Origin of the sequence: Bacillus sp. S14(2024), assembly GCF_050473785.1 — a bacterium.
Lineage (GTDB): Bacteria > Bacillota > Bacilli > Bacillales > Bacillaceae_G > Bacillus_A > Bacillus_A yunxiaonensis.
Genome location: NZ_JBFLUP010000006.1, coordinates 1,965,574 through 1,989,547, shown reverse-complemented (window position 1 = coordinate 1,989,547; position 23,974 = coordinate 1,965,574). Strand labels below are relative to the sequence as shown.

Annotated in this window: 20 protein-coding genes, 6 pseudogenes and 1 riboswitch; of the genes and pseudogenes, 8 read left to right on the top strand and 18 right to left on the bottom strand. The window is 34.3% G+C overall.

From position 1 onward, the window contains the following. Positions 1-3: 3 nt before the first annotated feature. From AB1279_RS10490 to AB1279_RS10480, 3 genes are all read right to left on the bottom strand, one after another. The gene (locus AB1279_RS10490) at positions 4-189 is read right to left on the bottom strand and encodes an IS3 family transposase (protein WP_429758676.1); all 186 of its coding nucleotides are present in this window, start codon (positions 187-189) and stop codon (positions 4-6) included. 164 nt (positions 190-353) lie between these two features. Continuing rightward, the gene (locus AB1279_RS10485) at positions 354-605 is read right to left on the bottom strand and encodes a hypothetical protein (protein WP_429758675.1); all 252 of its coding nucleotides are present in this window, start codon (positions 603-605) and stop codon (positions 354-356) included. Positions 606-819: 214 nt separating this feature from the next. Continuing rightward, a complete protein-coding gene (locus AB1279_RS10480; protein ID WP_429758674.1) occupies positions 820-2,082 on the bottom strand; it encodes an ATP-binding protein in 1,263 nt (420 codons plus the stop codon). Between the two features lie 485 nt (positions 2,083-2,567). Between AB1279_RS10480 and AB1279_RS10475 the strand changes: the two genes are divergently transcribed. Then, complete coding sequence (locus tag AB1279_RS10475) at positions 2,568-2,738, top strand: spore germination protein (RefSeq protein ID WP_429761344.1); 171 nt, start codon at positions 2,568-2,570, stop codon at positions 2,736-2,738. 412 nt (positions 2,739-3,150) lie between these two features. On the opposite strand, the gene AB1279_RS10470 is transcribed toward AB1279_RS10475, so the two are convergent. The 3 genes and pseudogenes from AB1279_RS10470 to AB1279_RS10460 form a co-directional block, all read right to left on the bottom strand. Then, positions 3,151-3,315 carry a hypothetical protein gene (locus AB1279_RS10470; protein ID WP_429758673.1) on the bottom strand — a complete coding sequence of 55 codons (165 nt, stop codon included), beginning with the start codon at positions 3,313-3,315 and terminating at the stop codon, positions 3,151-3,153. A 259-nt stretch (positions 3,316-3,574) separates the two neighbouring features. Then, positions 3,575-3,679: pseudogene (locus AB1279_RS10465) on the bottom strand (Rpn family recombination-promoting nuclease/putative transposase); the annotation flags it as partial. Between the two features lie 224 nt (positions 3,680-3,903). Then, positions 3,904-5,466, bottom strand: a complete 1,563-nt coding sequence (locus tag AB1279_RS10460; protein WP_429758672.1) for an alpha/beta fold hydrolase — start codon at positions 5,464-5,466, stop codon at positions 3,904-3,906. A gap of 970 nt (positions 5,467-6,436) precedes the next feature. On the opposite strand from AB1279_RS10460, the gene AB1279_RS10455 reads away from it, so the two are divergent. Next, positions 6,437-8,251, top strand: coding sequence for a serine hydrolase domain-containing protein (locus AB1279_RS10455; protein ID WP_429758671.1), 1,815 nt, complete (start codon positions 6,437-6,439; stop codon positions 8,249-8,251). A gap of 161 nt (positions 8,252-8,412) precedes the next feature. Here the strand turns inward: AB1279_RS10455 and AB1279_RS10450 are convergent. Further along, a pseudogene (locus AB1279_RS10450) lies at positions 8,413-8,505 on the bottom strand (IS6 family transposase); the annotation flags it as partial. Between AB1279_RS10450 and AB1279_RS10445 the strand changes: the two are divergent. Beyond that, positions 8,506-8,644: pseudogene (locus AB1279_RS10445) on the top strand (IS6 family transposase); the annotation flags it as partial. 494 nt (positions 8,645-9,138) lie between these two features. Here the strand turns inward: AB1279_RS10445 and AB1279_RS10440 are convergent. Beyond that, a pseudogene (locus tag AB1279_RS10440) lies at positions 9,139-9,390 on the bottom strand (recombinase family protein); the annotation flags it as partial. Between the two features lie 126 nt (positions 9,391-9,516). Here AB1279_RS10440 and AB1279_RS10435 point away from each other — a divergent pair. Then, entirely contained in the window at positions 9,517-10,023 is a 507-nt protein-coding gene (locus tag AB1279_RS10435) for a GNAT family N-acetyltransferase (RefSeq protein WP_429758670.1), read from the top strand. A 215-nt stretch (positions 10,024-10,238) separates the two neighbouring features. Here AB1279_RS10435 and AB1279_RS10430 read toward each other — a convergent pair whose 3' ends face one another. Continuing rightward, positions 10,239-10,532, bottom strand: a complete 294-nt coding sequence (locus AB1279_RS10430) for a hypothetical protein (RefSeq protein ID WP_429758669.1) — start codon at positions 10,530-10,532, stop codon at positions 10,239-10,241. A gap of 1,322 nt (positions 10,533-11,854) precedes the next feature. Next, a complete protein-coding gene (locus AB1279_RS10425) occupies positions 11,855-13,819 on the bottom strand; it encodes a hypothetical protein (RefSeq protein WP_429758668.1) in 1,965 nt (654 codons plus the stop codon). 527 nt (positions 13,820-14,346) lie between these two features. Here AB1279_RS10425 and AB1279_RS10420 point away from each other — a divergent pair. After that, the gene (locus AB1279_RS10420; RefSeq protein ID WP_429758667.1) at positions 14,347-14,586 is read left to right on the top strand and encodes a hypothetical protein; all 240 of its coding nucleotides are present in this window, start codon (positions 14,347-14,349) and stop codon (positions 14,584-14,586) included. 172 nt (positions 14,587-14,758) lie between these two features. On the opposite strand, the gene AB1279_RS10415 is transcribed toward AB1279_RS10420, so the two are convergent. The 3 genes and pseudogenes from AB1279_RS10415 to AB1279_RS10405 form a co-directional block, all read right to left on the bottom strand. Next, the gene (locus AB1279_RS10415; protein WP_429758666.1) at positions 14,759-15,475 is read right to left on the bottom strand and encodes a carbonic anhydrase; all 717 of its coding nucleotides are present in this window, start codon (positions 15,473-15,475) and stop codon (positions 14,759-14,761) included. A 693-nt stretch (positions 15,476-16,168) separates the two neighbouring features. Beyond that, positions 16,169-16,357 (bottom strand): annotated as a pseudogene (locus tag AB1279_RS10410) (IS6 family transposase); the annotation flags it as partial. A gap of 9 nt (positions 16,358-16,366) precedes the next feature. Further along, positions 16,367-17,035, bottom strand: coding sequence for a poly-gamma-glutamate hydrolase family protein (locus AB1279_RS10405; protein WP_429758665.1), 669 nt, complete (start codon positions 17,033-17,035; stop codon positions 16,367-16,369). 78 nt (positions 17,036-17,113) lie between these two features. Between AB1279_RS10405 and AB1279_RS10400 the strand changes: the two are divergent. Then, a pseudogene (locus AB1279_RS10400) lies at positions 17,114-17,221 on the top strand (DDE-type integrase/transposase/recombinase); the annotation flags it as partial. Between the two features lie 764 nt (positions 17,222-17,985). Here the strand turns inward: AB1279_RS10400 and AB1279_RS10395 are convergent. Together AB1279_RS10395 and AB1279_RS10390 are read right to left on the bottom strand one after the other, a co-directional pair. Beyond that, positions 17,986-18,186: a hypothetical protein gene (locus AB1279_RS10395; RefSeq protein WP_429758664.1), complete on the bottom strand. Its 201-nt coding sequence runs from the start codon at positions 18,184-18,186 to the stop codon at positions 17,986-17,988. Positions 18,187-19,132: 946 nt separating this feature from the next. Further along, a complete protein-coding gene (locus tag AB1279_RS10390; protein WP_429761342.1) occupies positions 19,133-19,840 on the bottom strand; it encodes an IS6 family transposase in 708 nt (235 codons plus the stop codon). A gap of 195 nt (positions 19,841-20,035) precedes the next feature. Here AB1279_RS10390 and AB1279_RS10385 point away from each other — a divergent pair, with 195 nt between their 5' ends. Then, positions 20,036-20,911, top strand: coding sequence for a CPBP family intramembrane glutamic endopeptidase (locus AB1279_RS10385; RefSeq protein ID WP_429758663.1), 876 nt, complete (start codon positions 20,036-20,038; stop codon positions 20,909-20,911). 518 nt (positions 20,912-21,429) lie between these two features. On the opposite strand, the gene AB1279_RS10380 is transcribed toward AB1279_RS10385, so the two are convergent. Together AB1279_RS10380 and AB1279_RS10375 are read right to left on the bottom strand one after the other, a co-directional pair. Continuing rightward, complete coding sequence (locus AB1279_RS10380) at positions 21,430-21,795, bottom strand: carboxymuconolactone decarboxylase family protein (protein WP_166703039.1); 366 nt, start codon at positions 21,793-21,795, stop codon at positions 21,430-21,432. 74 nt (positions 21,796-21,869) lie between these two features. After that, positions 21,870-22,541, bottom strand: coding sequence for a Crp/Fnr family transcriptional regulator (locus tag AB1279_RS10375; protein WP_429758662.1), 672 nt, complete (start codon positions 22,539-22,541; stop codon positions 21,870-21,872). 190 nt (positions 22,542-22,731) lie between these two features. Here AB1279_RS10375 and AB1279_RS10370 point away from each other — a divergent pair, with 190 nt between their 5' ends. Continuing rightward, a complete protein-coding gene (locus tag AB1279_RS10370; protein ID WP_429758661.1) occupies positions 22,732-23,439 on the top strand; it encodes an IS6 family transposase in 708 nt (235 codons plus the stop codon). A 224-nt stretch (positions 23,440-23,663) separates the two neighbouring features. Here AB1279_RS10370 and AB1279_RS10365 read toward each other — a convergent pair whose 3' ends face one another. Continuing rightward, complete coding sequence (locus AB1279_RS10365; protein WP_429758660.1) at positions 23,664-23,828, bottom strand: anti-repressor SinI family protein; 165 nt, start codon at positions 23,826-23,828, stop codon at positions 23,664-23,666. A 16-nt stretch (positions 23,829-23,844) separates the two neighbouring features. Next, positions 23,845-23,941: riboswitch (cyclic di-GMP riboswitch) on the bottom strand. Between the last annotated feature and the right edge of the window lie 33 nt (positions 23,942-23,974).

Here is a 23,974-nt window from a genome sequence, read left to right as displayed (position 1 = left end):
TCATTAATACAGAATAATACCCTCCTTGATAATAAGTGGTGGTGTTTCATAATGCGTATTTTTATGATTGATACAAATCCTCATTTTTCTAAGGGCGGCTGTAATTCTTTGATATCCATAACAGGGCTTATGACATAGACAAACTCTCTTAATTATCTCCTCAATTTTATTTTTAGAGCCCTGTACCATTCTTATCTAACGGTAAAATGTCAAGCACGGTAATTCTAACACTTTACACAATTCTTTTGCTTTCATTTTATGTTTCACTTCATTCCATAGCTGAACGACTAGAATGGGTTTCAACGCCTTTAGATTTCCAGATACTTTCCCTATACAAGTAATTTGGGTTTCAATTATTTATTATTCAACTGTAGTTGTACTATTTCACTTAATTCTTGAAATCCCTTCCCATAAGAATATTGTTTTCCTACAGGCCGACTAAAACGATACGTTTCACCTTCACGATGCCACTTCATCCAAGTTTTAATCTGTGCTTTATTTTTAATTCTTAATTGATCCATAATTTCTTTGTTTGTGTACCCTTGTTTTTTCAGCTCGATTGTTTTCCATTTAATTTCTTCTGAATAAGATTTTCTCGTTCCCACAAAAGAAACACCTCCGTATATTCGCATTTAAATTAAATACGAATATACGGAGGTGTTTTTTCCTTGTCTTATTTCATTGGGTCACTTCAGTGTTTTTTCATGTCCCACTAATAGGGTTCACTTTAATCTAATTGATAGCTATTTTATATTTTTTGACTCTAGAATCAATTTTTTCTACATCTCTCAGCGTATTCTAGAACTAATCTGAGAAAATTCATTCACCTATGGAAACTGGAAGTATAATATCAACTGTTGTTCCCTTATTCATTTCACTTTTTATATTTATACTTCCTTGATGATCTTTGATAATCTTATAACTAACCATTAAACCCAAACCGGTCCCATTTTCTTTTGTTGTATAAAAGGGTTCGCCCAACTTAGATATTAAGTTATTTGGGATCCCAGGCCCATTATCAATAAAACGAATACGTACGCTATCTTTTTTTAATTGTATAACCTTAATATATATTTTACCGTTATTTGGAACAGCTTCTATTGCATTTTTAAAAATATTTATAAAAACTTGCTTTATTTGATTTCTTTCACATTTGACCAAAATAACGTTCGGTTCAAACTCTTTCATGACCCCTATATTTTTAACATTGGCGATTGTCTCAAGCAAAGTTATTACATCTAATAATAAAGATGTGATATTTTCATTCTGATAGGTAGTAACTTGAGGTTTGGAAAGTACTAAAAATTCACTAACAATGAAATTGATACGCTCGATTTCTGATAACATGATGTTATAATAATGTTTCTCTTTATCTTCTGAATCCTTATATTGAAGTAACTGGAGAAAGCCTTTTATAGATGTTAGGGGGTTTCGAATTTCATGTGCTACTGCTGCAGCTAATTCACCTACGATCGAAAGTTTTTCAGATTTCCTTATGAGTTCCTCTTTATCTTTTAATTCTGTAATATCTCTAACAATTACAAAAATGCCTACCATTTTATCCTCTATTAAGATAGGTACACTCTTCATGCTTACTAGTATACAATGTCCGCTTTTGATCATACACCTGCACTCTACCATTGAAGACTTCCCTTTTCCTATTTCTAAAAAGTGCTCTTGAACTTTATACAAATCTTCTTTGTTTATAAGATCTTTAAAAGACATTTTTGTTAACTCTTCTTCACTATATCCCGTTATTTTCCCGGTTACATCATTAACAGATATAAAATTTCCATTTAAATCTAAATGTATGATTGCATCCATATTATTTTCAATAAGGCTATTTAACTGCTGCTCCCGACCTTCAATATCTTTAATATTTCTTTGAATTAATTTATATAATAAAAATCCCGTTGCAATAACAAAAAGACATCCTTTTCCAATACTTATCCAAACAACACCATATGTATTAAACTTTGTTAATGTCCAATCAGTTATACTAATCCAAAAAATACTAGATAAAATATATATACTAGATATTTTAAACGAGACTTTCCTACTACGGCTAACATTATTTTGCATTTATAGATTCCTTTCCTAATTGACCAATACTTACTATAAATATCTCAAAATCCCGATGTTTTTGATAAGTTAGTTTTGAGCCATTTTATACGATTTGATTACACAAAAAAGGAGTGACCTGATTTCCAATTCTATTAACCTCATCTTATGATATTAATCAAACTTACTTCATATGAGAGAATGAAAAGGATGATCGAGATTACTCAATTTCATAATATCAAATTCTTTAAAGGGGTTGAATGCTTATCGAAAATGCAAATCATAGTAAAATTATCAATATATTTTAAAAATGTAAATTTTAACTAATGAAATGCACCTAAAAATACCAATTGATGTTATCAGTAATTTTTATTTGCGGTAAATGGGATCTTACCACATCGCTATCAAGCTAAGAAAATACAGCTCCCCCAGAATGAGATTTTGTCCTAACTTGTAATAAAAAGGCTCATTTTTTCGTTTTGGGGTGGATTTGTTTTCTTAAGTTGATGGGCATGTATGGTAACCCCTATAATGTATCCCTGAAAGTAAATTCGAAACTTTATAACGGATCCGACGCATCTGACATTGCTTTTGTTCTTAATACCTTTAACAGTATAAGTAGTGCGAATACATTTGATTCAGATGTAGCTGATCAAAATCAAATTGGAACAGTCTAAATTTACTTATCCTTTTCTCTCCACTGCATATTATTTCAAATCCCGTTTATACTATAGCTATTTTCAAATAATTGTAGCGAAGCGACCCCATATTTCTATTGTAGAATAGTCAGCTTTTACTAGCTACTCTTTTATTGAACTTGTACCACTCTCCTTTTCCTTATCATTTCACATTTATTTTTCATTATTTCCCTCATGGAAATCGGAATAACTTTTCCAAACACCATTACACCTCATTTCTCTACAAAATGAAGTTTTTGTTCACAGTATCGTAAAATTCAACATACATTGTTACATTAATATATATGTTAAAATCATTACATAAATCAATTAATAATCCTTGTTCAAAAGCCCCGCAAGCCCTGACACCCCCCTATTCAGTCAGGGCTTGTTTTATATTAGAATGAAGTTTTTATATGGTTTCTAGTATTTCCACACGTCGTAAATATTTAGTGGAAAAGTATCCAACAAACCCTTCTAAAAACACTACTGATGCACCGTTATACGCTGTAAACTCATCTGTTTTACACGTCCATATTTTTCCATCATAACACTTCGCTTCTAAACAGGTATGCATTATCACTGTGCCACCTTTATTCAACCTCTCTCATTCTCCCTTGCTACTAGTTGCGATAAGTAAGATATTCATTTTATCAATAAAAGGGATAGTAATGTCAATGTCATTTTAGACAGCAATTTTTATAGCCATATTTGCAGGAATAATTGCCGCTAACTACCTCCACATATCTGCTTCGCGCTCGAGGTGAGGATCTTCTCGCCAGATATGATAAAAAAGCTTTGCGAACGTTTTCGCAAAGCTTCCATAATTACGTACACTATAATAGTAATTTTCGTACTTCTTCTGTACTTAGACCAGTGAATTTTGCAATATCTTCTAGAGGCATTCCATTTTTATGCATACCACGAATTAATTGTGCACGCTCAGCTAATTTACCTTTTTTAGAGTAATAGTATCAGTATGTCCAAGTTTAAGAGATTACTTGCAAGAGTTTTAGAGTTTTTGCACCAGAACCATGTATCTAGAAGTCTATAAAAAACCCCAAGAATTTGGAGTTTTCTGATGGATAACTTCTTCCTTCAACAACGTAAGAACATGGTCGCTCAGCGACCATGTTCTTAGATTCTATCAACTTATTACATTGATTTACTTCGGATTGGATTGGATCCAATCAGCTATATCGTTGATCACATATTCTGGGATGTTCGTTGGAATAAAATATTCTTCAGGTCTGCTCATCGTACCCTCTCCCTCCGTAAAGAAATGGTTGAGCTTAGGATAAAGCCGATAATCTACATTGTTTCGATTCGCAAGCTGTTCTTTCCAAATGGGAATTTCAAAATTTGATACTACTTGATAATCACGTTGTCCCTGGATGATAAGAAGTGGATCCGTTTGTTCCTTCGCCATTTCTGCAGCCTTGATTTTACGGATGGAATTCCAGAACACCACCTGTCCCAGCTGGAATCCTACAGGAGGATTTTCACCGGAGAAATTAGGATCATTTAGAAGCTCAAACTGTCCTTTCATAAACGTATGTAACTCAGGTGTCAATTGTCCGATGGAAAGGAGATAATCGAATTGGTCCATGACAACATCCTGAATAGTGCGGGCAGGGCCGCCCATGACAATTGCGCCGGCAATGTTTTGCCTCTCGTCTTTATTGAGCATTTGAGGAACCATCATGCCTCCTTGGCTGTGGCCGAGAATGTAGATTCGGCTATTATCTATTTTCTTTTCGCTTTGTAGAAAGCGTACCGCAAGCAGAGCATCATCAGTCGTTTCTTTATCAACGGTATGATTGAGATCTGTCATCGTTTTTACAGAATGCTCGAACGTCCGCTTATTATAGCGAAGAACAGCAATTCCTTTGGAAGCGAGGCCTTGTGCCAAATCACGGAAGGGCTTCAAAGCATAGGCTGTTTCATCTTTGTCACTAGCGCCTGATCCTTGGACAAGGACGACTGTCGGAAAAGGTCCCTTTCCTTTAGGGACAGACAGTGTTCCAGGCAACGCGAAGGGGCCTTCTCCTATCACAATTTCCTTTTCAGTAAATGAGTTGGGATGACTGTATGAAGGTTCTCCTGCAACCGTAGGACTCAGTTGGATGTTTACTAAAAAATCATCTACTTTTCCTGATGGATCAAGCCTGACCATTATTGGAACGGTTGCTTTTTCAAAAATGAGCCCAATTTCCACATTTGTATGAACTGGATTTGATTTCTTTAGTTCCACTGCCCCGAAACCAATGAAAGAACCGGCATTTAATTGCAGTGGAAGTGTGTTCCAATAAGCTTCTATCCACTGTTCAGATATTCCTTTCTGTAAAGCGCTCGAAGTTGATTGAAGAGCACTTTGATAATTACCCATTTGCATATCTCGTACAAACTTAAAGGCCGTCAATACAGATCGATTCTTCCGTTTTGCAATTTCTGTAAGAGGATCCTTTATACCCTGGTTTGAGCTGTTTGTCATTTCCGTCGCAGCGACAAGCTTGCGGTCCAGGGAAGTTCCGCACCGATTGATGAGCAAGTCAGGAGAGTGAAGCGTTCTCACTGCATCGATCTTTTTTATCTCATCCAATTTCTGACAAACTAAATCATCTGATTGAGAATTTGCTTCTTTCCCAAATGCACTAGCGGGAATACTTAATATACATATTAGCCATACAAGCAATAGTTTCTTTCCAATTTGATTTTTCAACCTCATATTTTCCAATTTTCTCCTTTGTTATCATATTTCTAAAAATCTATGCTAAGTTTAGAAACGTTCGATGCAAAAGCAGCCTTCTCAAACCTGAAAACGGTTAATCTAAGATATTGGATAGAAGAATTTTACTCCTTTAAGTGATTTTTCCTCATTCATCTCTCCTTCCGTAAAAAAAAGAACCATATTTTTACATTCTATATTAAATCCTCTTAATCCTTTGTGAGAGATAGAAAATGGTATTAGTGCCTTATTTCCTTTTCTCTTTTGGATTCAATCTGGAAACGCTGATCCGACCCTAATTTTGCCCGCTTCTTTTAGACAAATGCTAAATTGTTAAAAGTTCTTATTTTAATTCCGGGCATTACCGCCAGGAATTAAAATAAAAGCCAGAGAATGAATGTATTACCCTGTTTAATTTTGTGGAGCACCCTACATCCATCAACTTAAAAAAAGTAAACACCCCCAAAAAGAAAAAAAGAGCGGACTTTGCCAAATAACTAACTGCAGAGCAAGAAAATTTTCATTTTTGGGGTACTACAAAACCTTAGCTTGATAGCGATGTGGCGGTACCCCTAGCTAAGACTTAGGTCTTAAAATGATTTAAACCTTTAGATCGTTATGAATGATAAGGTGTAATGATATGATTATATTAAAAATATTTTCCAATAATATACATTTGATTAAGAGAGGATAATACCGCCTTACTCATTAGATTGCTTAATTTGAGTACTTCATAAATAGATTTCTTGTGAACTACTCATCACTTAGCTAACGCTTGAAGTGGGAGCTTCTTGGGAAGTAAGTGCTTTTACTAGCCATTTATGTTTACCAAGCTAACGGGGTAGTCCCTACCCCTAAAAATAGTATGTGTACATTGGATTATTGCCCTGTACACGCTTGAGGAAGGAGAATTCTTTCGGATAATTTGTAAAAAAAAGAAATAACAGCGTCTTTTGGGAGGGAAATGACTTTGAAAAAAATTATTTTATTAATCATGATTCTTTGCTGTTACAGTCTCTCATATCCAATCGTTTCCTTGGCTGCTCCACCTTCAAACGATGAATTAGCAGACTTTGTCGACTCGTTCTTCCGTGAAAAAATGGAGGAGTATCATGTTCCGGGAGCAGTCGTCACGATCGTAGAAGGAGGCAATATCCGAGTCCTAAACGGTTATGGATATGCGGACCTAAAAGAACGGAAAGCTGTCGATCCTAAGCAAACCGTCTTTCGATTAGGATCGATAGCCAAAGTGTTCACGACTACCGCAGTCATGCAGTTAGCAGAGTCAGGAAAGGTGGATCTCTATAAAGACATTAAAAAGTATGATCCTACATTGAACATCCAGTACATAGACGGCCACCCCATTACACTCCACCATTTGCTGACCCATACTGCAGGATTTTACGAGAAAATCACCGTTGGTCGAGATAAAGAGCAGCAACTTCCATTGGCAGATGCCATTCATCAATACCTAGCTGACGTGGTTCGCCCTCCCGGACAGGAAATTTCTTATAGTAATCAAGGAATGTCGCTGGCGGGCTACCTTGTAGAGAAAGTATCGGGTGAAAAGTTTGAACAGTATATGAAAGAACATGTATTTAACCCTCTTGACATGGGAAGCTCTGGCTATAGTCCCGATGAGGAAACAGACAGGTTAGCCAAAAGTTATAATTATGGCCATGACAAAAAGTATATTCCTGTCTCATATGCCTACATCCATCATTTACCAGCAGGCTCGTTTCAATCGACTGCAGAGGACATGTCACATTTTATGATTGCCCAGCTTCAAAAGGGCAGGTTCAACAACCAACAGTTGTTTTCGGAGGAAACCGCTACAGAGATGCAGAACCGACATTTTACTCCCAATAAAGATGTACCTGGGATTGCGTACGGCTTTTATGAACGTTTTCAGAACGGACTGCGCATTATTGAGCATGATGGGAGCATTGATGCCTTCAATTCTATCATGCATCTGATTCCTGCTGAGAATACAGGGATCTTCATTTCAACCAATTCCAATACCGGTGTTCAATTGGCAGAAGAGTTTATCAGGGATTATTTGAATCGTTTTTATCCTGAAGGTCAAAAAAAACCGGTCTTAAGGGAGAATCCGACTTCTGCATCGAAGCTTAAGAGTTTAGAAGGATATTATGTACCTAATGGGCCTATGGTAGAGGGACCGTTCCGATTTGCACAAAATTTTTCCACTAGTAAGCTAGCAGTTAAGAGAGATGGTGTTATTACGATAAGCAGCAGTGGGAAAAGTACCACATATGTTGAGACGAAACCGTATTTATTTCAGGAGAAGAAGGGATCCGAGCTCATCTACTTGAATAAAGATCATCATACGTATTCGGCAAGCTCCACTCCGATCATGCTGTATCGCCAAATGCCCGGATATTCCAACCCAATCGTGAATGTCATTTTGATGGTTGGATTTATACTTGTGTACCCTATACAGATTCTAACTGCTTTAATCATACAGGTATTCTCTTTCATTCGAAAAAGAAAAAAAGCATTCCCATGGGTTATTACGTTTGCATCGGTCCTGTTTATTTTGTATTTTATGTTTGTAATATCGATTCCTGAGCTTTTGATCAATGCTATTCCAACCTGGTCCTATATATTGATTTACCTTCCTGTCATAACGCTGACCCTTCTGGTTGCTTTTACAATATGGCAATTAAGGAGAAAAAAAACAATCGGTCGTGGTCAATACGCGTTCGTAGCTGTAACTGCCATTTTTACGTTATATATGTATGCTTGGGATTTTTTTAAAATCTAAAATATGTTTTCAGAAAACGTGGTTTTGGAAGAAGAAATGGAATTTTTATATAAAGGGAGATTTACAGGACAATATTCAAACATTGGTAAAACCCCAGAAGGCTCTGGTGCAAAAAACATTTGATAGAGACATAGAACCTATATGGACTATTCAACGATAGTTTATGATGCAATTCCAAACAATTTATGAATGACTCTAACCTCATTTTGGGCAAATTTCAACCTTTAGTGAAGTTGCCCTTTTTTCATCATATTTTTGTCAAATCCGCAGGATTTTAAAATCTTCGTCATGCTTCACGTACTATTAAAGGTATTGAAACCATTCATGCCCTATATAAAACAAAGGCGGAGTCTCTTTGAAGACTTCGCCTTTGTTTTATATAGGGGGTACTAATGCATTGCCATCAACTTAAGAGAAGTAAACACCCCTAAAATGAAAAAATGAGCGGACTTCTCAAAATAACTAACTATAGAGAAAGAAATTTTCGTTTTGGTGACACTTCAAAATATTAGCTTGATGGACATGGGGTCCCGCCACACATCCATCAACTTAAGAAAAGTAAACACCCCAAAAACGAAAAAAAGCTGACTTCTTAAATAACTAAAGGTACAATTCGTTTTCATAGTTCACATAAATTTCAAAATTATAATCCCAAACTGGTAATATTTGTTATATAATAAAATTATTAAGACAGTTCTTCTTAGGTTATTATGTCTTATAAGATTGTTTATGTAGCTCTATGATTTACCCTACCCTAAAAAGAACTTGTAGTGATTTCTACAAGTTCTTTTTGTTTTTCTGGTTAAACATGGATGAAATAGTATGTAATTCTGTGACGTGTTTGATAGGCATAGGAGAGCAACACAATTCATTGAATTTCTACCTCTCTAATTTTTGATTCTTTCTTCATACTGTTTGGCAAGTTTATAAAATGAAGAACGTTTGATGCCATACTTTTTCATCGCCCTTACTGTTGTAATTGAACCGGATTTCCATTCCTTATAAGCTTCAATAAATGCTTCTGTTATTTCGACAGGAGGGCGTCCCAAGTGTTTTCCTTGTTTTCTGGCAAGAGCAATTCCTTCAGCTTGGCGTTGTTTAATATCAATGCGCTCTTTTTCTGCAAAGGCTGATAATATTATATTTTTAAAAAAAGGAAAGGTAGTAGAAACAGGTACTCGTGACGAATTAATAACGAGACATTCTAAATATGCCGAACTATATAAGTTGCAAGTTAAAAAGTATGTTTGAATGGGAGAGAGGAAATGAGTAAGATAGACAAACTAGTTTGCTTTCAAAAAGAAGATATTGATGTCATGGAATCTTGGTTTCAGGATGCTGAGACTTACCAAAGACTGGGAGGGATTCTACCTTTAAACGATTGGTACAAATTTGTCAAAGAAAATGAAAATTACGTAGTATGGATGGCTAAAAACGGAAATAAAGTCGTAGGAATTACTATGGTTGAAGTAGATGAAGATCACACAGGAAGTATTGCTATATTAACGAATCCGTCTTTACGTGGAAGGGGGATTGGTAAATCCTTAATAAAAAGTACGCTATTATTGGATGAAATGAGTCACGTCAGGAAATGGTTTGCAGGAATTGAGGCTGATAATAAAGCTTGTTTAAAATGTTTTCAGACGAACGAATTTGTATTTGAAAGTCTATATCCTGATGAAGATGGCTATTACTCGCTCGTATACTTTGTTAAATGTAATAATAAAGGCCGAAAAAGGTTCTGGTGCAAAGATGATTTCAAAAAAACATAGGACATGAATTTCCTATTAACTTACGGATTATGCTGCAATGCCAAACAGTTTATCAATGAATTCTTTTCGATTTTGGGCAGACTTCCCCCCTTGGTGAACTATGCCCAAAATGAGGTTGAAGTCATTTATAAGTTATTTAAGTTAGCTACTTAACCTCAAGGTTAATAGAATATTGCTATTCTATGATTCTAGCGAATTATTTTTGCACCAAAGCCTTAGTTTTCTTCAGAAGCCTTTAGTTGATGGATATATTCCTGAAATTGTATCCAAGTTTGCTGATGGTGTGGCAATACAGAATACTCGAGCTCTAAAGCATCTAATCCAAACTGAGATGTTGCTCTTTCCTTACCCGTTGGTTCAATAATTTCTGCAGCTTCTAACATGATAAATGGAGTTTGGCGAGTACTCCAAAACAAAGATGTTCCTTCCAGTGCTAGACGAATCAGCTCCCGTTTGTAGGGTGCTGGTAAATAGGTAATCCGTTGCCACATTTCTTGATCTGTTAACATGGATTCACGCTCCTTCTATATAACCCACTATTTTCTATTTTCAAAACATATATAAGTATATTTTATCTTTATAGAAAAAGAGGGAAAAATCTGGTGTTTCATTAAGCTAGTCATAACATGAAAGATGAGTTCTGTTTTTATACATGAGTGAGAGGGAGAATGGGAACGGGTTATCTGCCTAGGCCCCCTCACTCGTAACAACCGAAGGGCGTTAGTACTTTATCCATCCTAACGCCAACCGCAATTCATCTCCCGCCTATCGTTGGGCTATCGCCTTGTATACGCTTGAGGAAGGAGAATTCTTTCGGATAATTTGTTAAATTATTTATCCTTCAATTAGAATATTTAAAAGGTGAGTATCTATATCTTTTTTCAAACATTCATTTAAAGAATATATAACCTGATCATTTTCTTTACTTTTATTTAACTTTTTACAAATAGTTTTCTGTTTTTTATTATTTTCATTTGGAAATTTATCTTTTGAATTATTAATGGTATATCTAATTTCTTTTCCATATATTTCATACAGATTGCTCTTCAAAAAATTACAACTTACATTTCATGAAAAAATATAAAATTCTAAACCTTTCAGGAATTCATGATCAAAATATCAGCGTCCTACATATGTTTAAGAATTATAGTTAGATATAACAATGCTTTTATTTTCCTTTAATAGATTAAATATAAATAAAAATATAGGTTTTTAGGTAAGAAGGCCCCCAATTCTTCTATATTTACCTACAATTACATTTTCACTAATTTATTATGATATCGATGTTGATTTAAAGTAAATTAATGAAAGTAGCGAATCAGCTGCTTTTTATTTTGCATAAAAAAAGAACCTAGAGTAGTCTAGGTTCATCCAAAGGAAAGATACAGTTAAAAAAAGATTAGAGCATCTTAATACTAAAATATAAATAAAATATATGCAAGAGTTTATCGTGAGGAAAAGTTAAAACATTTTACTTCCTACTTTAATAGGGGACACATCACCGAAAGTGAAAAATTGCACGCTAAGCAAATTCGAGTTTCATTTCGAATATGCTTATTAAGTTTGAAGAAAATCAACAATCAAGTTTAACAGAGCCATCTTAATAAGGGTATCACCACATCTCCATCCAGCTAAGAAACTCATTATTCCCCAAAACAAAAAAGTTAGCTGAATTCTCATAAATAACTATAAAATAATAAATTTTTCGTTTTGGGGATACCTCAAAACTTTAGCTTGATGGGCATGGAGTATTGATGGTAAAACGCGTATTTTATATGCCAAGGATATGCATATAAAATACGCGAAATGACGGCTGTACCTCTTTATTGGTTCATATGTTGCTGTCAATGACAGCAACCTTGTCACTATCCATAGGACATATCCAACCTAATTCTTTTATTTTTAAGACAAAAGGATGCAACTTACTTAATGTACAATGCCATTCTTTTTTTTTCGTTAATTCATTATAATAAGCTTCAGCAGAATTCGCTCCTTTAATCCAATAAATAAATTGAATAACTTCATCATATTTCTCATGCGCTAAAACAAAATGACTTTCTGTCTCATATCCGTTTTCCCAAGCAAGCTGTAATGCTTGAGAAAATTCAAACGAATCATAAAATGCTGTAAACCATTTACGTAATGAATTATATGTCTTCATAATACTTCTCGGAAAACGCTCTGGATACAAATCATGTAACATTAAATATGGATTATATCCCCAATAGTCGTATACAGGCATAGCAATTCTATGGTTTTTCATCCATTCAATATCATAGACACGTAGTAATTGTTCATCAGTTAACTTCTCTTTTTCCTCAATCGTCCAGCGTAATGCTTCTAATCCTTTTTCTTTTGACCAAAAACCTTGACAAACCCTTTGTAATTCCCATTCTTTAAATCGATTTGGGTATAATTCATCTAACATCGCATAAGGTTTACCCCAAAATTTATGAAAAGGAGTTACTAACCTATTCTTTGTTAACCACTGGATACCAAATACTTGTAATAATTGTTCATCAGTTAACTTCTCTTTTTTCTCAATCGTCCAACGTAAAACTTCCAATCCCTTTTCTTTTGTCCAAAAATTCCTAGGAACAACACTAAATTCCCATTCCTTAAACCTTCCTGGATACAAATCATTTAGCATCGCATACGGACTTAATTTCCAATGTGTCATTAATGGTGTAATTAATCTATTTTTTCTAACCCATGCTAAGTTGTATACTTTTTTTATTTCCTCGTCTGATAATTTCTCTTTTTCTTCAATTGTCCAACGCAATACTTCTAAACCCTGTTCTTTCGTCCAAAAATTTGAAGATGCATGCTTCAACTCCCACTCTTTGAACTTTCCTGGGTACAAATCATTTAGCATTGCATACGGGCTACAGTTCCAAAACTTGCAACAAGGGGTATTAATTCTTTGCTTTTTAAGCCATTTTTCCCCGTACACTTGAAGTAGCTGTTTATCTGATAACTTCTCTTTTTCTTCAATGATCCAGCGTAGTGCTTCTAATCCTCTTTCCTTCGTCCAAAAGTTTGAAGGAGTAAACTTCAATTCCCACTCTTTAAATCTACCTGGATACAAATCATTTAGCATTGCATATGGACTACTTTTATAAAATAAAGAACAAGGAGAAGCAAGCTTATGTTTACCTAACCATTTTTGATTATACAAATTTATTAATTCTCTATCTGATAACTTCTCTTTTTCTTCAATGGTCCAGCGTAGTGCTTCTAATCCTCTTTCCTTCGTCCAAAAGTTTGAAGGGGTAAACTTCAATTCCCACTCCTTAAATCTACCTGGATATAAATCATTTAGCATCGCATACGGGCTACAGTTCCAAAATTTGCAACAAGGGGTATTAATTCTTTGCTTTTTAAGCCATTTTTCCCCGTACACTTGAAGTAGCTGTTTATCTGATAACTTCTCTTTTTCTTCAATGGTCCAGCGTAGTGCTTCTAATCCTCTTTCCTTCGTCCAAAAATTTGAAGGAGTAAACTTCAATTCCCACTCCTTAAATCTACCTGGATATAAATCATTTAGCATCGCATACGGACTACTTTTATATACAAGGAGTATCATACCACCTAATTTGTATTTTTTAATAAGAGCTATAGTCCAGTTTTTTTTTATTTGATTCTCATCCCATTGTAAAACGGTTTCAATTAGATGCTTTGTAACCCTTCTTGCCAACAGGTTTTTATCTTCCTCACTCCAAACATAGTGAGGAAAATTATCTCTTTTACTATCTAGAATTTCTTGATAAATTTCTTCTATTCTAAGTGCATCCAAAAAATCACCCTCTACTGAACATTTGCGACATTTAATTCCATTTTAAATAAAAAATTCCTGTAATTCATTATTTTGTTACAGAACAGGATACTTTGCCCCTAATCACAGCTATGCTGATACTGAGCCGATTATGAATAAAAAATGCTCCTCGGAATATACTGGACGGGGTACCGAAAACGGAACGGAAATAAATCACGCTAAGGGTTTTTGAGTCGTTTTAGTACTAATTGGGGTACAGCCTATTGCTATCAAGCTAAGATTTTAAAGTACCCCCTAAATGAAAATTTTGTGTTTTTTATAGCACGAAGGTCATTTTTATCATTTTGGGGCAACCTGTTCTGTTAGGTTGATAGGCATGGGGTTAATATTTTCGGTAATTTGAAAGTAAACTAATATTCAAAAGTTTACTTTCATAAAGATAGTATTTTTTGAGAAGGCTCTTTTCTCAAAAATTGTTGCTATTAAGAAGATTAGATGTATTATACTAATAACAGAAAACTGTTGCTCTTAAATTAGGAGGTGTTTGAATGAAATTATTAAAGAGATTGGGTGTTACTTTCGGTTCGTTAATTTTGACAACGGGCTTACTATTCACAATTGGGCATTTATTTTCTATTCCGATATTAATGTTTCACTACGAATATACTAATGACGAAAGTGGCTTCTTTATCTCAGGTGGGTCTTTGCTTCCACTTGTTATTAGTTTAGTTGTTAGTTATTTCGCAGAAAAGTTCTATGTTTATAAACACCAACAAAAACTTGGATAATCCAAGTTTTTGTTGCCTCTTTTAATGATGAAACAGTAAGACATACAAAAACGCCATCCTTTCTTATGATTCTACAGAAAGAATAGCGTATTTTTTCATTTTAGGGGGTATTTTGTTTTGTTAACTTGATAGCGATATGGCGCTACCCCAACATGGATACATTCTAAAATCTTTATTTTTCTAAAATGACCCGATTGTATAAAGGTTGTACTTCACGGGAATTATCTGAATAATATTTTTGAAAAGTTTGTAGCTGATTTTTTGAAATTTCTACTGGTTGTTTTAATACATACCATTCAACATTTTCTGTATAAGGTGCAGTTGTTAATGATCCTAAATAATGATAATAATTTCTTTCTTGTGGAAGCAATTGTTGTATATTAATAGTTGTTGTAGGTGGTAATTCTATTTTTTTGTTTTTTTGAATTTGGTCTAAAATAGTTTGAAATGCTTCATTTTTCGAGCCAATTGTGAAAAATACACCTAGAACAGCAAGACGACCGGATGAGCTTTTGTTAACAAAATGAAGCTCCATTTCATATTGTTTTCCATCTATTGTATGTTCACTTGGCGCGTGAAAATGAAATTGTGTTAAAGAAAATTGTCTACCATTAATATTAGCAATTCCATCCTGATTTTTTACTTCAATAGTATGGCCATTATCTTTTACGGAAACAAATGAATTGTTGTAATTTAGATCTAATGTTCCTATATCATTCATTGATTTTACATTATTAGATACAATATTAATCGGTGATTGATATTTACCCGATTCAATTATGTTAGATTTCGATTCGTTTTTTTCTTTTGTTGTTTTTAAAACATCATTAGAACAAGCACTAATTATAATGCTAAAAACAATCAAAAATGAAAATAACTTTATTTTCATAATATTTATACACGTCCTTTTGAATTATTTAGAAGAGCATAAAAAGAAGTATAGTAAATCATATCATGAGTAAAAAAAATAAAAATTTCATTTTTTGTCTTTATTAAAGGAAAAAATGAAATTTTGGTGTATGTCAACGGTACCGGACCTAAGGGGCATACGGCAACAATTCTTTCTTTTTTGAGCCACTCACCAATTTTGTTGTAACAAAAAGGATTAAAAGCAATAATGTTACGAATTATTTTAGATACAGTATTTTGTTACAGATAACTTAACAGTTAAGACACTTCGTATTTTTGGTAAAAATGTATTGCTATGACCTAGTTTTACACGTATCTCAGCTGAATTTCAACATGATTGATAAGGTTAATCCTTCAACTGGACTAGATTCATTTTAATATGGCTCCCAAAGGAAAGAATCGTTGCCGTACCCCATCGATATCAACCTAAGATTTTAAAGTATCCCCTAAACGAAAATTATAGCACCGAAGTTCGTTTTTATCGTTTTGGGGAACAATGAGTTTCTTAGCTGGATAGAGATGAGGTCCCGCCATACATCCATCAACTTAAGATTTTAAAGTACCCCGAAATGAAGAGAAAGTTGTTACTCTATGTTTCTAACTAACATTTTTGCACCAGAACCAAATCAATTATATTACCTTTGGAATTTATCGTACGATAGAGATATATTCATTGCGATTTTACCTTGATATACGTTTCATCAACTCACCAAGAATCATTAACTTTCTTTAATTGACGACTTATCCGCTTGTCCAATTCAGAACTATACTGATGTATCCATCGTATAATGATCGTATGAGGGATAGATTGTCCCTGCTTTTCCATCATTTCTACGAAGTCACAAAAACTTAAATTGTACCGAAATTACCATCACTTTGACTCAGCTATCGCTGACCGAATGGCATTACTGAATTTTTCCATCTTGGAATTATCATTTGTAAGCTCGTCGCGCAAAGCAGTGGTAAGCTCCAGTTGCACGCCTTTTAGGTTTTTACCCTTATTTACGATATTCTCCGGGTCGGTCCCTCCGAGATTGTCAGGTGTAGTCCCAATGCCGAAACCTGCGTCGGACAATTTACTCAAAATATTCTTCTTTAATTCCTCATCAAGTCCACCCATGTAAACTAGTTTTTCTGTTCCTTTCGCACCATGGATAGAAATAACTTTGTTTTTTTGTGCTGTCATTCCCAGAGCTATTGGGTCGTCATAATGGGTAGAAGTTAGATGCAAATCATTTCGCTCATCGTTATTTAAATCTTCATATTTTTTAGCATTAAATATGTAGTAACTGTAATCACTTAGGGCAATTTTTTTTGCAATTTGGTCCGTTCCAGATTCAATCCTTCCACCGTGGATTGCTAAAATGATTGCATCAGCACTTGGTATATCTTGGGTTTCAATGGTATAATCTATACCTTTTTGGTAATGCGTCGACAATTCTGCAAAGTTATTGTATACATCCGATGCGGCTGAAGCTGTAGACACAGCGAATGCTGAAGCAGTGAACAAAGATGTCAGAGCTAACATGAATTTTTTCATTTCAATTCCCCTTTTTATTTGAACTCTCACTTGTATGATCCTGAATTCGGAAAATGAATACGTGGTCATCTCAAGTGAACAAATGACTCCTGGAGAGTCAATGAAACGTATATCATGGTAAAATCACAATGGATGTATCTCTATGGTGCGGTAGATTTCGAAGAACAAACCATTGATTTTTATCTGTTGTGCAATTGCTTGTTTTTTAACCATAAATTCACTTATTTTTTATATGAGGATTAATACACACAAAAGTAATTATAACTTATTTTTATAAAATTTTCCATATTTATCCATATATTATTGTAACATAACTTCAATCATATGGTATTAGGGGTCGCCATACATGCCTATCAACTTAAGAAAAGTAAACACCCCAAAAACAAAAAAAGAGCTGACTTCTCCAAATAACTAACTGTAGAAAAAGGAAATTTTCATTTTGGGGGTACTTCAAAATATTAGGGGTCACGTCACATCGCAATCAACTTAAGAAATTGATTGTCCCCCAAAACGAAAAAATGAGTCGAATTCTCATAAATAACTGTAAAAAGGTAAATTTCTCGTAATGGAGATGTCTCAAAATGTTAGCTTGATGGCGATGTGGTGCTACCCCATATAGGAAACTACAAGAGAAAGCATAATAAAAAACACACGCCAAATTGGAAAATTTTTCAGATGTGGTGGGTTATTCTGCGAATCGTTTCCGTACCCCTAATATAGTAATAGTACTAAACAATTACTAAAAAAATCCGTCAAAAGGACGGATTTATCTAGGTTAGATATTTATTTAAAGAAGGTGTTAGAATCCATTCTATTAATGGTTATTTCAGTATTAGTTCTGTAAACCAATCATTTATGCAATCTACTGCGTCTTTGGATCTCATCTCATGTGTAGAACATATATTTGTATCGACTAGAACTTGTTGCGCCAACTACTTTCCCCCTCTCACCTATTCCCATTCATCTCTACTTGCAATACGAAGTGATTCTTCGATGTGTTCTGGGTTAAAATTTCTTCCTGAACCAGCAATTTTATTTAGTAATTCAAGTTTTTGTTCTGTCGTAAGTTCTTTTTCTTCTTCCTGTTGAGGATTTTCTTTTATACGATATGGTTTAAAGTGAGATTGACTTCCTAAACGTTTCTTGTTCATAAATTCCCCACCTTCTGTTCGTATTTAGTAACATCTTAACACAAAAATTCTAATAATGAAGGTGCTCATCATAGTGAAAAAAGCACAATACCACCTCTGAAGATTAAACAGACTATAATGAGAAGAGGATACTATGTCCAACATAAGGGCATATATCCTCTTTTTTCTTACATAATATATTCCATAATTAGATATTGAAAATAAAGCAGCTATATTATTGGAGGATATGGCAATGAATATGAAATTTAACTTAGGTAGCGATTTAGAAACTCCAAACCACACTGAAACCATTCCACTATATTCCATATTATCACTCCTCATTTTTTTAGAGTACCTGGTAACCCTTCTACTCCACCCTTGTATCTGTAATGAGACCACATTTGTAAGCTTCTTACAAATGTATCACAGTCAAGTTATGTGTCTATTATCTCTAATATTTCATTATGCGCTCGCTTAGACCCCGGCGCACGATGATGTTTTCCTAGTGGATTAATAAACTCAACATCTTTTGTTGGTATTCTCAATTCTTGGATTTGTTTAGCACTTATCCCCCATCTTTTAAAAGTATGGGCTCTTGCAATCATTAACCACTCATGTAACTTCCCAGGCGATCTCAATCTTGAAGAAATTACTTTTTTAACTTCAGGATTACTCCACGCTATCTCTAATTCATCTAAAGTTATATTATCAAACCACCTAACAAACTCACCATCTCTTACACTAGGAATATCTTTTGGGTTATAAATATTAGTACGAGATGTAATTTTAACAAAATTATTTTGAATAACTTCCGATTTCCTTTGATTTGGAGTTTGTCTTTTTACTGTAGTATCACCCGTACCCTTAAAATAAAAAGCACTCGTTTCCTATAATAGCAATCAAGGATTCTGGTGCAAATACTTAGGAAAGATATAAAGAAGCAAAAGTTTCCTAGTGGAATCTAGTCTTAAGCAGAAATTCCAAATAGTTGATGGATGAAATTCACTTGATTTTGGACAGACTTATCCAGTAAAACAGGTTGCCCTTTTTTTACCATATGCATAGCTTCTATTCCAGAAATAATGTATGTAGCTGTGCGAAAGGATTTCAATCCTAACATCGAACGAACTCGCTTTTTAATAAACCGATGATCTTGTTCCACTATGTTATTGAGATATTTCACTTGCCTTAGTTGGATGCCTAATGGCATCTTTTTTTCTTTTCTCAATTCTTCAACTGCTATAGGATAGGCTGGATTCTTATCGACCGTCACGACACGAGGCTCAGAGATATGAAAAGACTGCAAAGCTTTCTTGAAGAATCGCTTTGCAGCCTTTTGGTCTCTTGTTTTGCTTAGGCAAAAGTCAATGGTGTTTCCTTCAGAATCCACTGCCCGATATAAATACATCCATTGACCTTTTACTTTGATATACGTTTCATCCACTCTCCATGAATCATTTGTACGTTTTAGATGACGACGAAGTCGCTTGTCTAATTCAGGACTATACTGATGAACCCAACGCATAATCGTTTTATGAGCAACGATTATGCCCCGTTCCGCCATCATTTCCACCAAATCACGAAAACTTAGATTGTACCGTAGGTACCATCTTACTGTTAATAAAATAAGATCAGGCTGATAGTGTTTCCATTTAAACAAATTTTTCTTTTCCATACCGATCACACACCCTTTTAGAGTAATAGTATTAGGATGTCCAAGACTTAAAGATTACTTGCAATTACCCTGAAGTTTTTGCACCAGAACCAATTTAGATTTGTTAGCTTGATAGCAATGTGGCGGGACTTTAATAAATGGTTATTATTGGTATTTAGATGTTATAATATAACAAAAAAAGCTGGAGGAATTAATTTGAATACATCAATGAATACAATGAAAATTCGTCATATAATCGGGTGGATTTTAGTAAGTAGTATTAGTTTAATATTTCTTTCACGTGCATCTCTTTTTAATAATATTGCTCCTTGGGTTAAACAAGACGTTATATTGTTTAGCATTATTTATTTGGTTCCAATCTTATGGTTTTATAAAAAATGCAAAAAACAAAAGATATACTTTTATTCTAGCTTCTTTTCAAAGCCTTCTGAATTCCCTATTAAAACAATGATTGCAACTGTTATTATGCCATTTTTTTTAGTTATAGGTATAACCTTACTTTTATTAGCAATAGTAATGAGTTTTAATGTATCGGAAGGTACAGATAAAGCAATTGTATTAGGATCAAAAAGTAGTCTTCAATTTTTGATAAGTAGTATTCTAAATGCTTTAATAGCACCAATAGCTGAAGAGATTATATTTCGTGGATATTTACTCAACAGATTAAGCTTCAAATTAGGAGTTAAAAAAGCAATTATCATAAGTTCTATTGTATTTGGAATTTTACATTTACAAAGCGTATTTGGAGCCACTATTATGGGGATTAGCCTGTGTATATTGTATTTAAAAACGAAGAGTCTTATAGTACCAACTATTGTTCATATGATAGCTAATATTTTGGTAGTATTTAAAGATACTTTATTATTTATCAGCCCTTCTAAATTATCTACATCTTCAACACCAGACTTAGATACATCTATAGGTTTTATTGGTGCATTCTTATTCATTGGAATTGGATTACTATGGTTTATTCCTTTTATAAAAAGCAATTGGAGTTATTGTATTGAAAAAGGAATACCTAGTTTTACATATGAATCCGATATAAAAACTAATAAGAAGCAATCTTTATAATAAAAACCAAACGGGATCACTTCCTTTTTATCGAGATAAAATCCTTAATTATTCCTAAGATAAAAACTGCGTTATCCTCTCTATAATTTTACAAAAGAATGACGTTTTTATCGTTCTGGGGGGGGACTCAAAACGAAATTTTTACCTTTTTACAGTTATTTATGAGAATTCAGCTCATTTTTATCGTTTTGAGGAACAATCAATTTCTTAAGTTGATAGCGATGTGGTGCTACCCCATTGCCATCAAGCTAAGATTTTATGATGTTCCCCAAAACGATAAAATGAATACTTATGTGTAAAGGATACACATTTTTCTTGGATATAAGTATTTAAACATAATAAAGTCATTTAATTTTGATGTGAAAAACGAAGGGTAATGCTATTTATGAATGATAGCTTTACCCTTAAAAGTTGTTTAATTTTTAATGTAAGATACTTCACTATACTTAAAAACATACCAATAAAGCCGTTTAAATCTAAATGCTATCCCATTATAAATGAATAAACAAAACCATTTACTATAGCATATTGTTTTTCTCATACGCATTTAAGGCATTTACACCGTGACTCAAGGCTGCTCCGGCTTTTACTGCAGATGCAACGATAATTGCCTCCAAAACCTCTTCCATAGTTCCACCATATTTCTTATACTTGTTTACATGAACATCAATACAATAGGGACAACCAGTCGTATGAGCCACCGCAATCGCAATAAGTTCCTTTGTTTTCGTTGGTATTAATCCAGATACAAACGCCTCCTTCTCAAATGTTAAAAAAGCTTTTGAGGATGCTGGTGCCATTTTTATAAGCTCATTAATTCGTTTTAAATAAGAATTTCGATAAAGAACATCGTCTCCTTTGTAAAGACCGTTTAGATTTTCCATGAAGATCTTCCTTCCTTAATGAATGTTGTCCTCATTATCATATAATCTAAAAGAGGAGAATTTCTGTAACTATATCACAGAAAACGGCTAAATTTTTGTTGTAGGGCCTTTCGTTGGATGTTTACGATTTTTCCGCGATGTAAAGTAAGAAGTCCCTCCTTCTCGAACTTCTTTAGTGTCCGGCTAACTACTTCCCGTGCTGTACCTAACTCAATAGACAACTTCTCGTGGGTTATGATTATCTCGTCGGAATATAGAGAGGTATGTTTAATGAGATAATCTGCAATCCGATCGTCTATCCCTTTAAAAGCAATCTCTTCTACAAGCTGAGTCACAGTTGACATTTTACGAATAAATAATCCGTATATAAATCTGCTTAACGAATCGTATGTATGTATCCAGTTCCGAAAAGTTTCGGCCGGTATGATTAAGGCTTCAACATCGCTTTCGACTGCGGCAAAAGCCTCATAATCTAAATCACCCAATATGCTAGCTATCATCATTAAACAAACGCCGCCGCTCTGAACCCGATAGAGGGTTATCTCCCTGCCATTCTCTCCAACCCTATAAATGCGTACACAGCCATCCAAAATAAAAATAGCATGGTGTAAGCGATGCCCCCTTGCAAAAGCTACAGGAGTGGTTGGAACTTGCACTACAGAAATATCAGTTCTATTCCATTCCTTAGCTTCAATAGAGGACAGGCAAGGGAAACATTTTATAACCTGATTTAGTTTACTGATCATTTGTTCCTCCTAATCTTTATTAAATCCATGTTTAAATAACTTTTTTGGTGCTTAACGGATTAATAAAATAATATCAGAAAGGGTGGATTTCTTTTTTTGGTTCTGGTGCAAAAACTTCAGGACAATTGCAAGTAATCTCTAAAACTTGGACATACTGATAATATTACTCTAAAAAAGGGGCACGATCAGTATGGAAAAGCAAAATTTGTTTAAATGGAAACATTATCAGCCTGACATTATTTTATTAACGGTAAGATGGTATCTACGGTACAATATCAGTTTTCGTGATTTGGTGGAAATGTTGGAAGAACGAGGCTTCTCTATTGCTCACACAACCATCATGCGTTGGGTTCATCAATATGGTCCTGAACTGGACAAGAGAGTTCGTCGTCATCTTAAGAAAACCAACGATTCTTGGCGAGTGGATGAGACCTATATCAAAGTCAAAGGACAGTGGATGTATCTGTATCGTGCAGTTGATTCAGAAGGAAATACCATTGATTTTTATCTAAGTAAAACAAGGGACCACAAGGCTGCAAAGCGATTCTTTAAGAAAGCCTTGCGGTCTTTTCATGTTTCAATACCTCGTGTGATTACAGTTGATAAGAATCCCGCCTATCCTGTGGCGATTGAAGAGCTGAAGAAGGAGAAAAAGATGCCTTTAGGCATCCAAATAAGGAAAATAAAATATCTTAATAACATCGTAGAACAAGATCATCGCTTCATTAAAAAGCGGGTTCGTTCCATGTTAGGATTAAAGTCCTTTCAAACTGCCAAACAAATTCTTGCAGGAGTAGAAGCCGTGCATATGATGAAAAAAGGACAAATCCTCCAAGGGGAGAAGTCTGTCCGAAATCAAGTAAACCTCATTCATCAACTATTCGGCCTTCCAGCATAAAATAGATTCTACTAAGAAACGTTTCGCCTCTTTATGCCTCTCCTGAAGTATTTGCACCAGAACCAGCAACTTAATAAAAAACGTTATCCTTTCTAATAATCTAGCTTGTTTAGAAAGAATAACGTTTTTTATTTTTTAGGATAGTGCATGTTCTTAAGTTGATGGGCATGCACTATCCTAATAAGATAATCAAGCCACTTTTACGAACAGAACCTCTTTAAGAGTTAATTACTGCATATCTTGTTCTGTTCACTGAAAAAAAAATTACGTACTTCATTAACAGTCAAGCCCATTCTTTTGGCATCAAGAATTAATTCTTGCCATTCTAAATCAATAAAACCTGGTTCTTGCTCTTGATCTTTAACTTTTTTTTCAACCTGATTTTCCATCTAATCCCCCGTTTGCACCGGTAGCCCAGCCATCATAATGAAAATATCATGTTTATCACCTTAGACCTGGAGCTTTGCGTCCTTATCTTTCGATAAGTTTGCCTTTATCGATCAGATACTTCCTGCTTATCTTTATGTAGCTACTT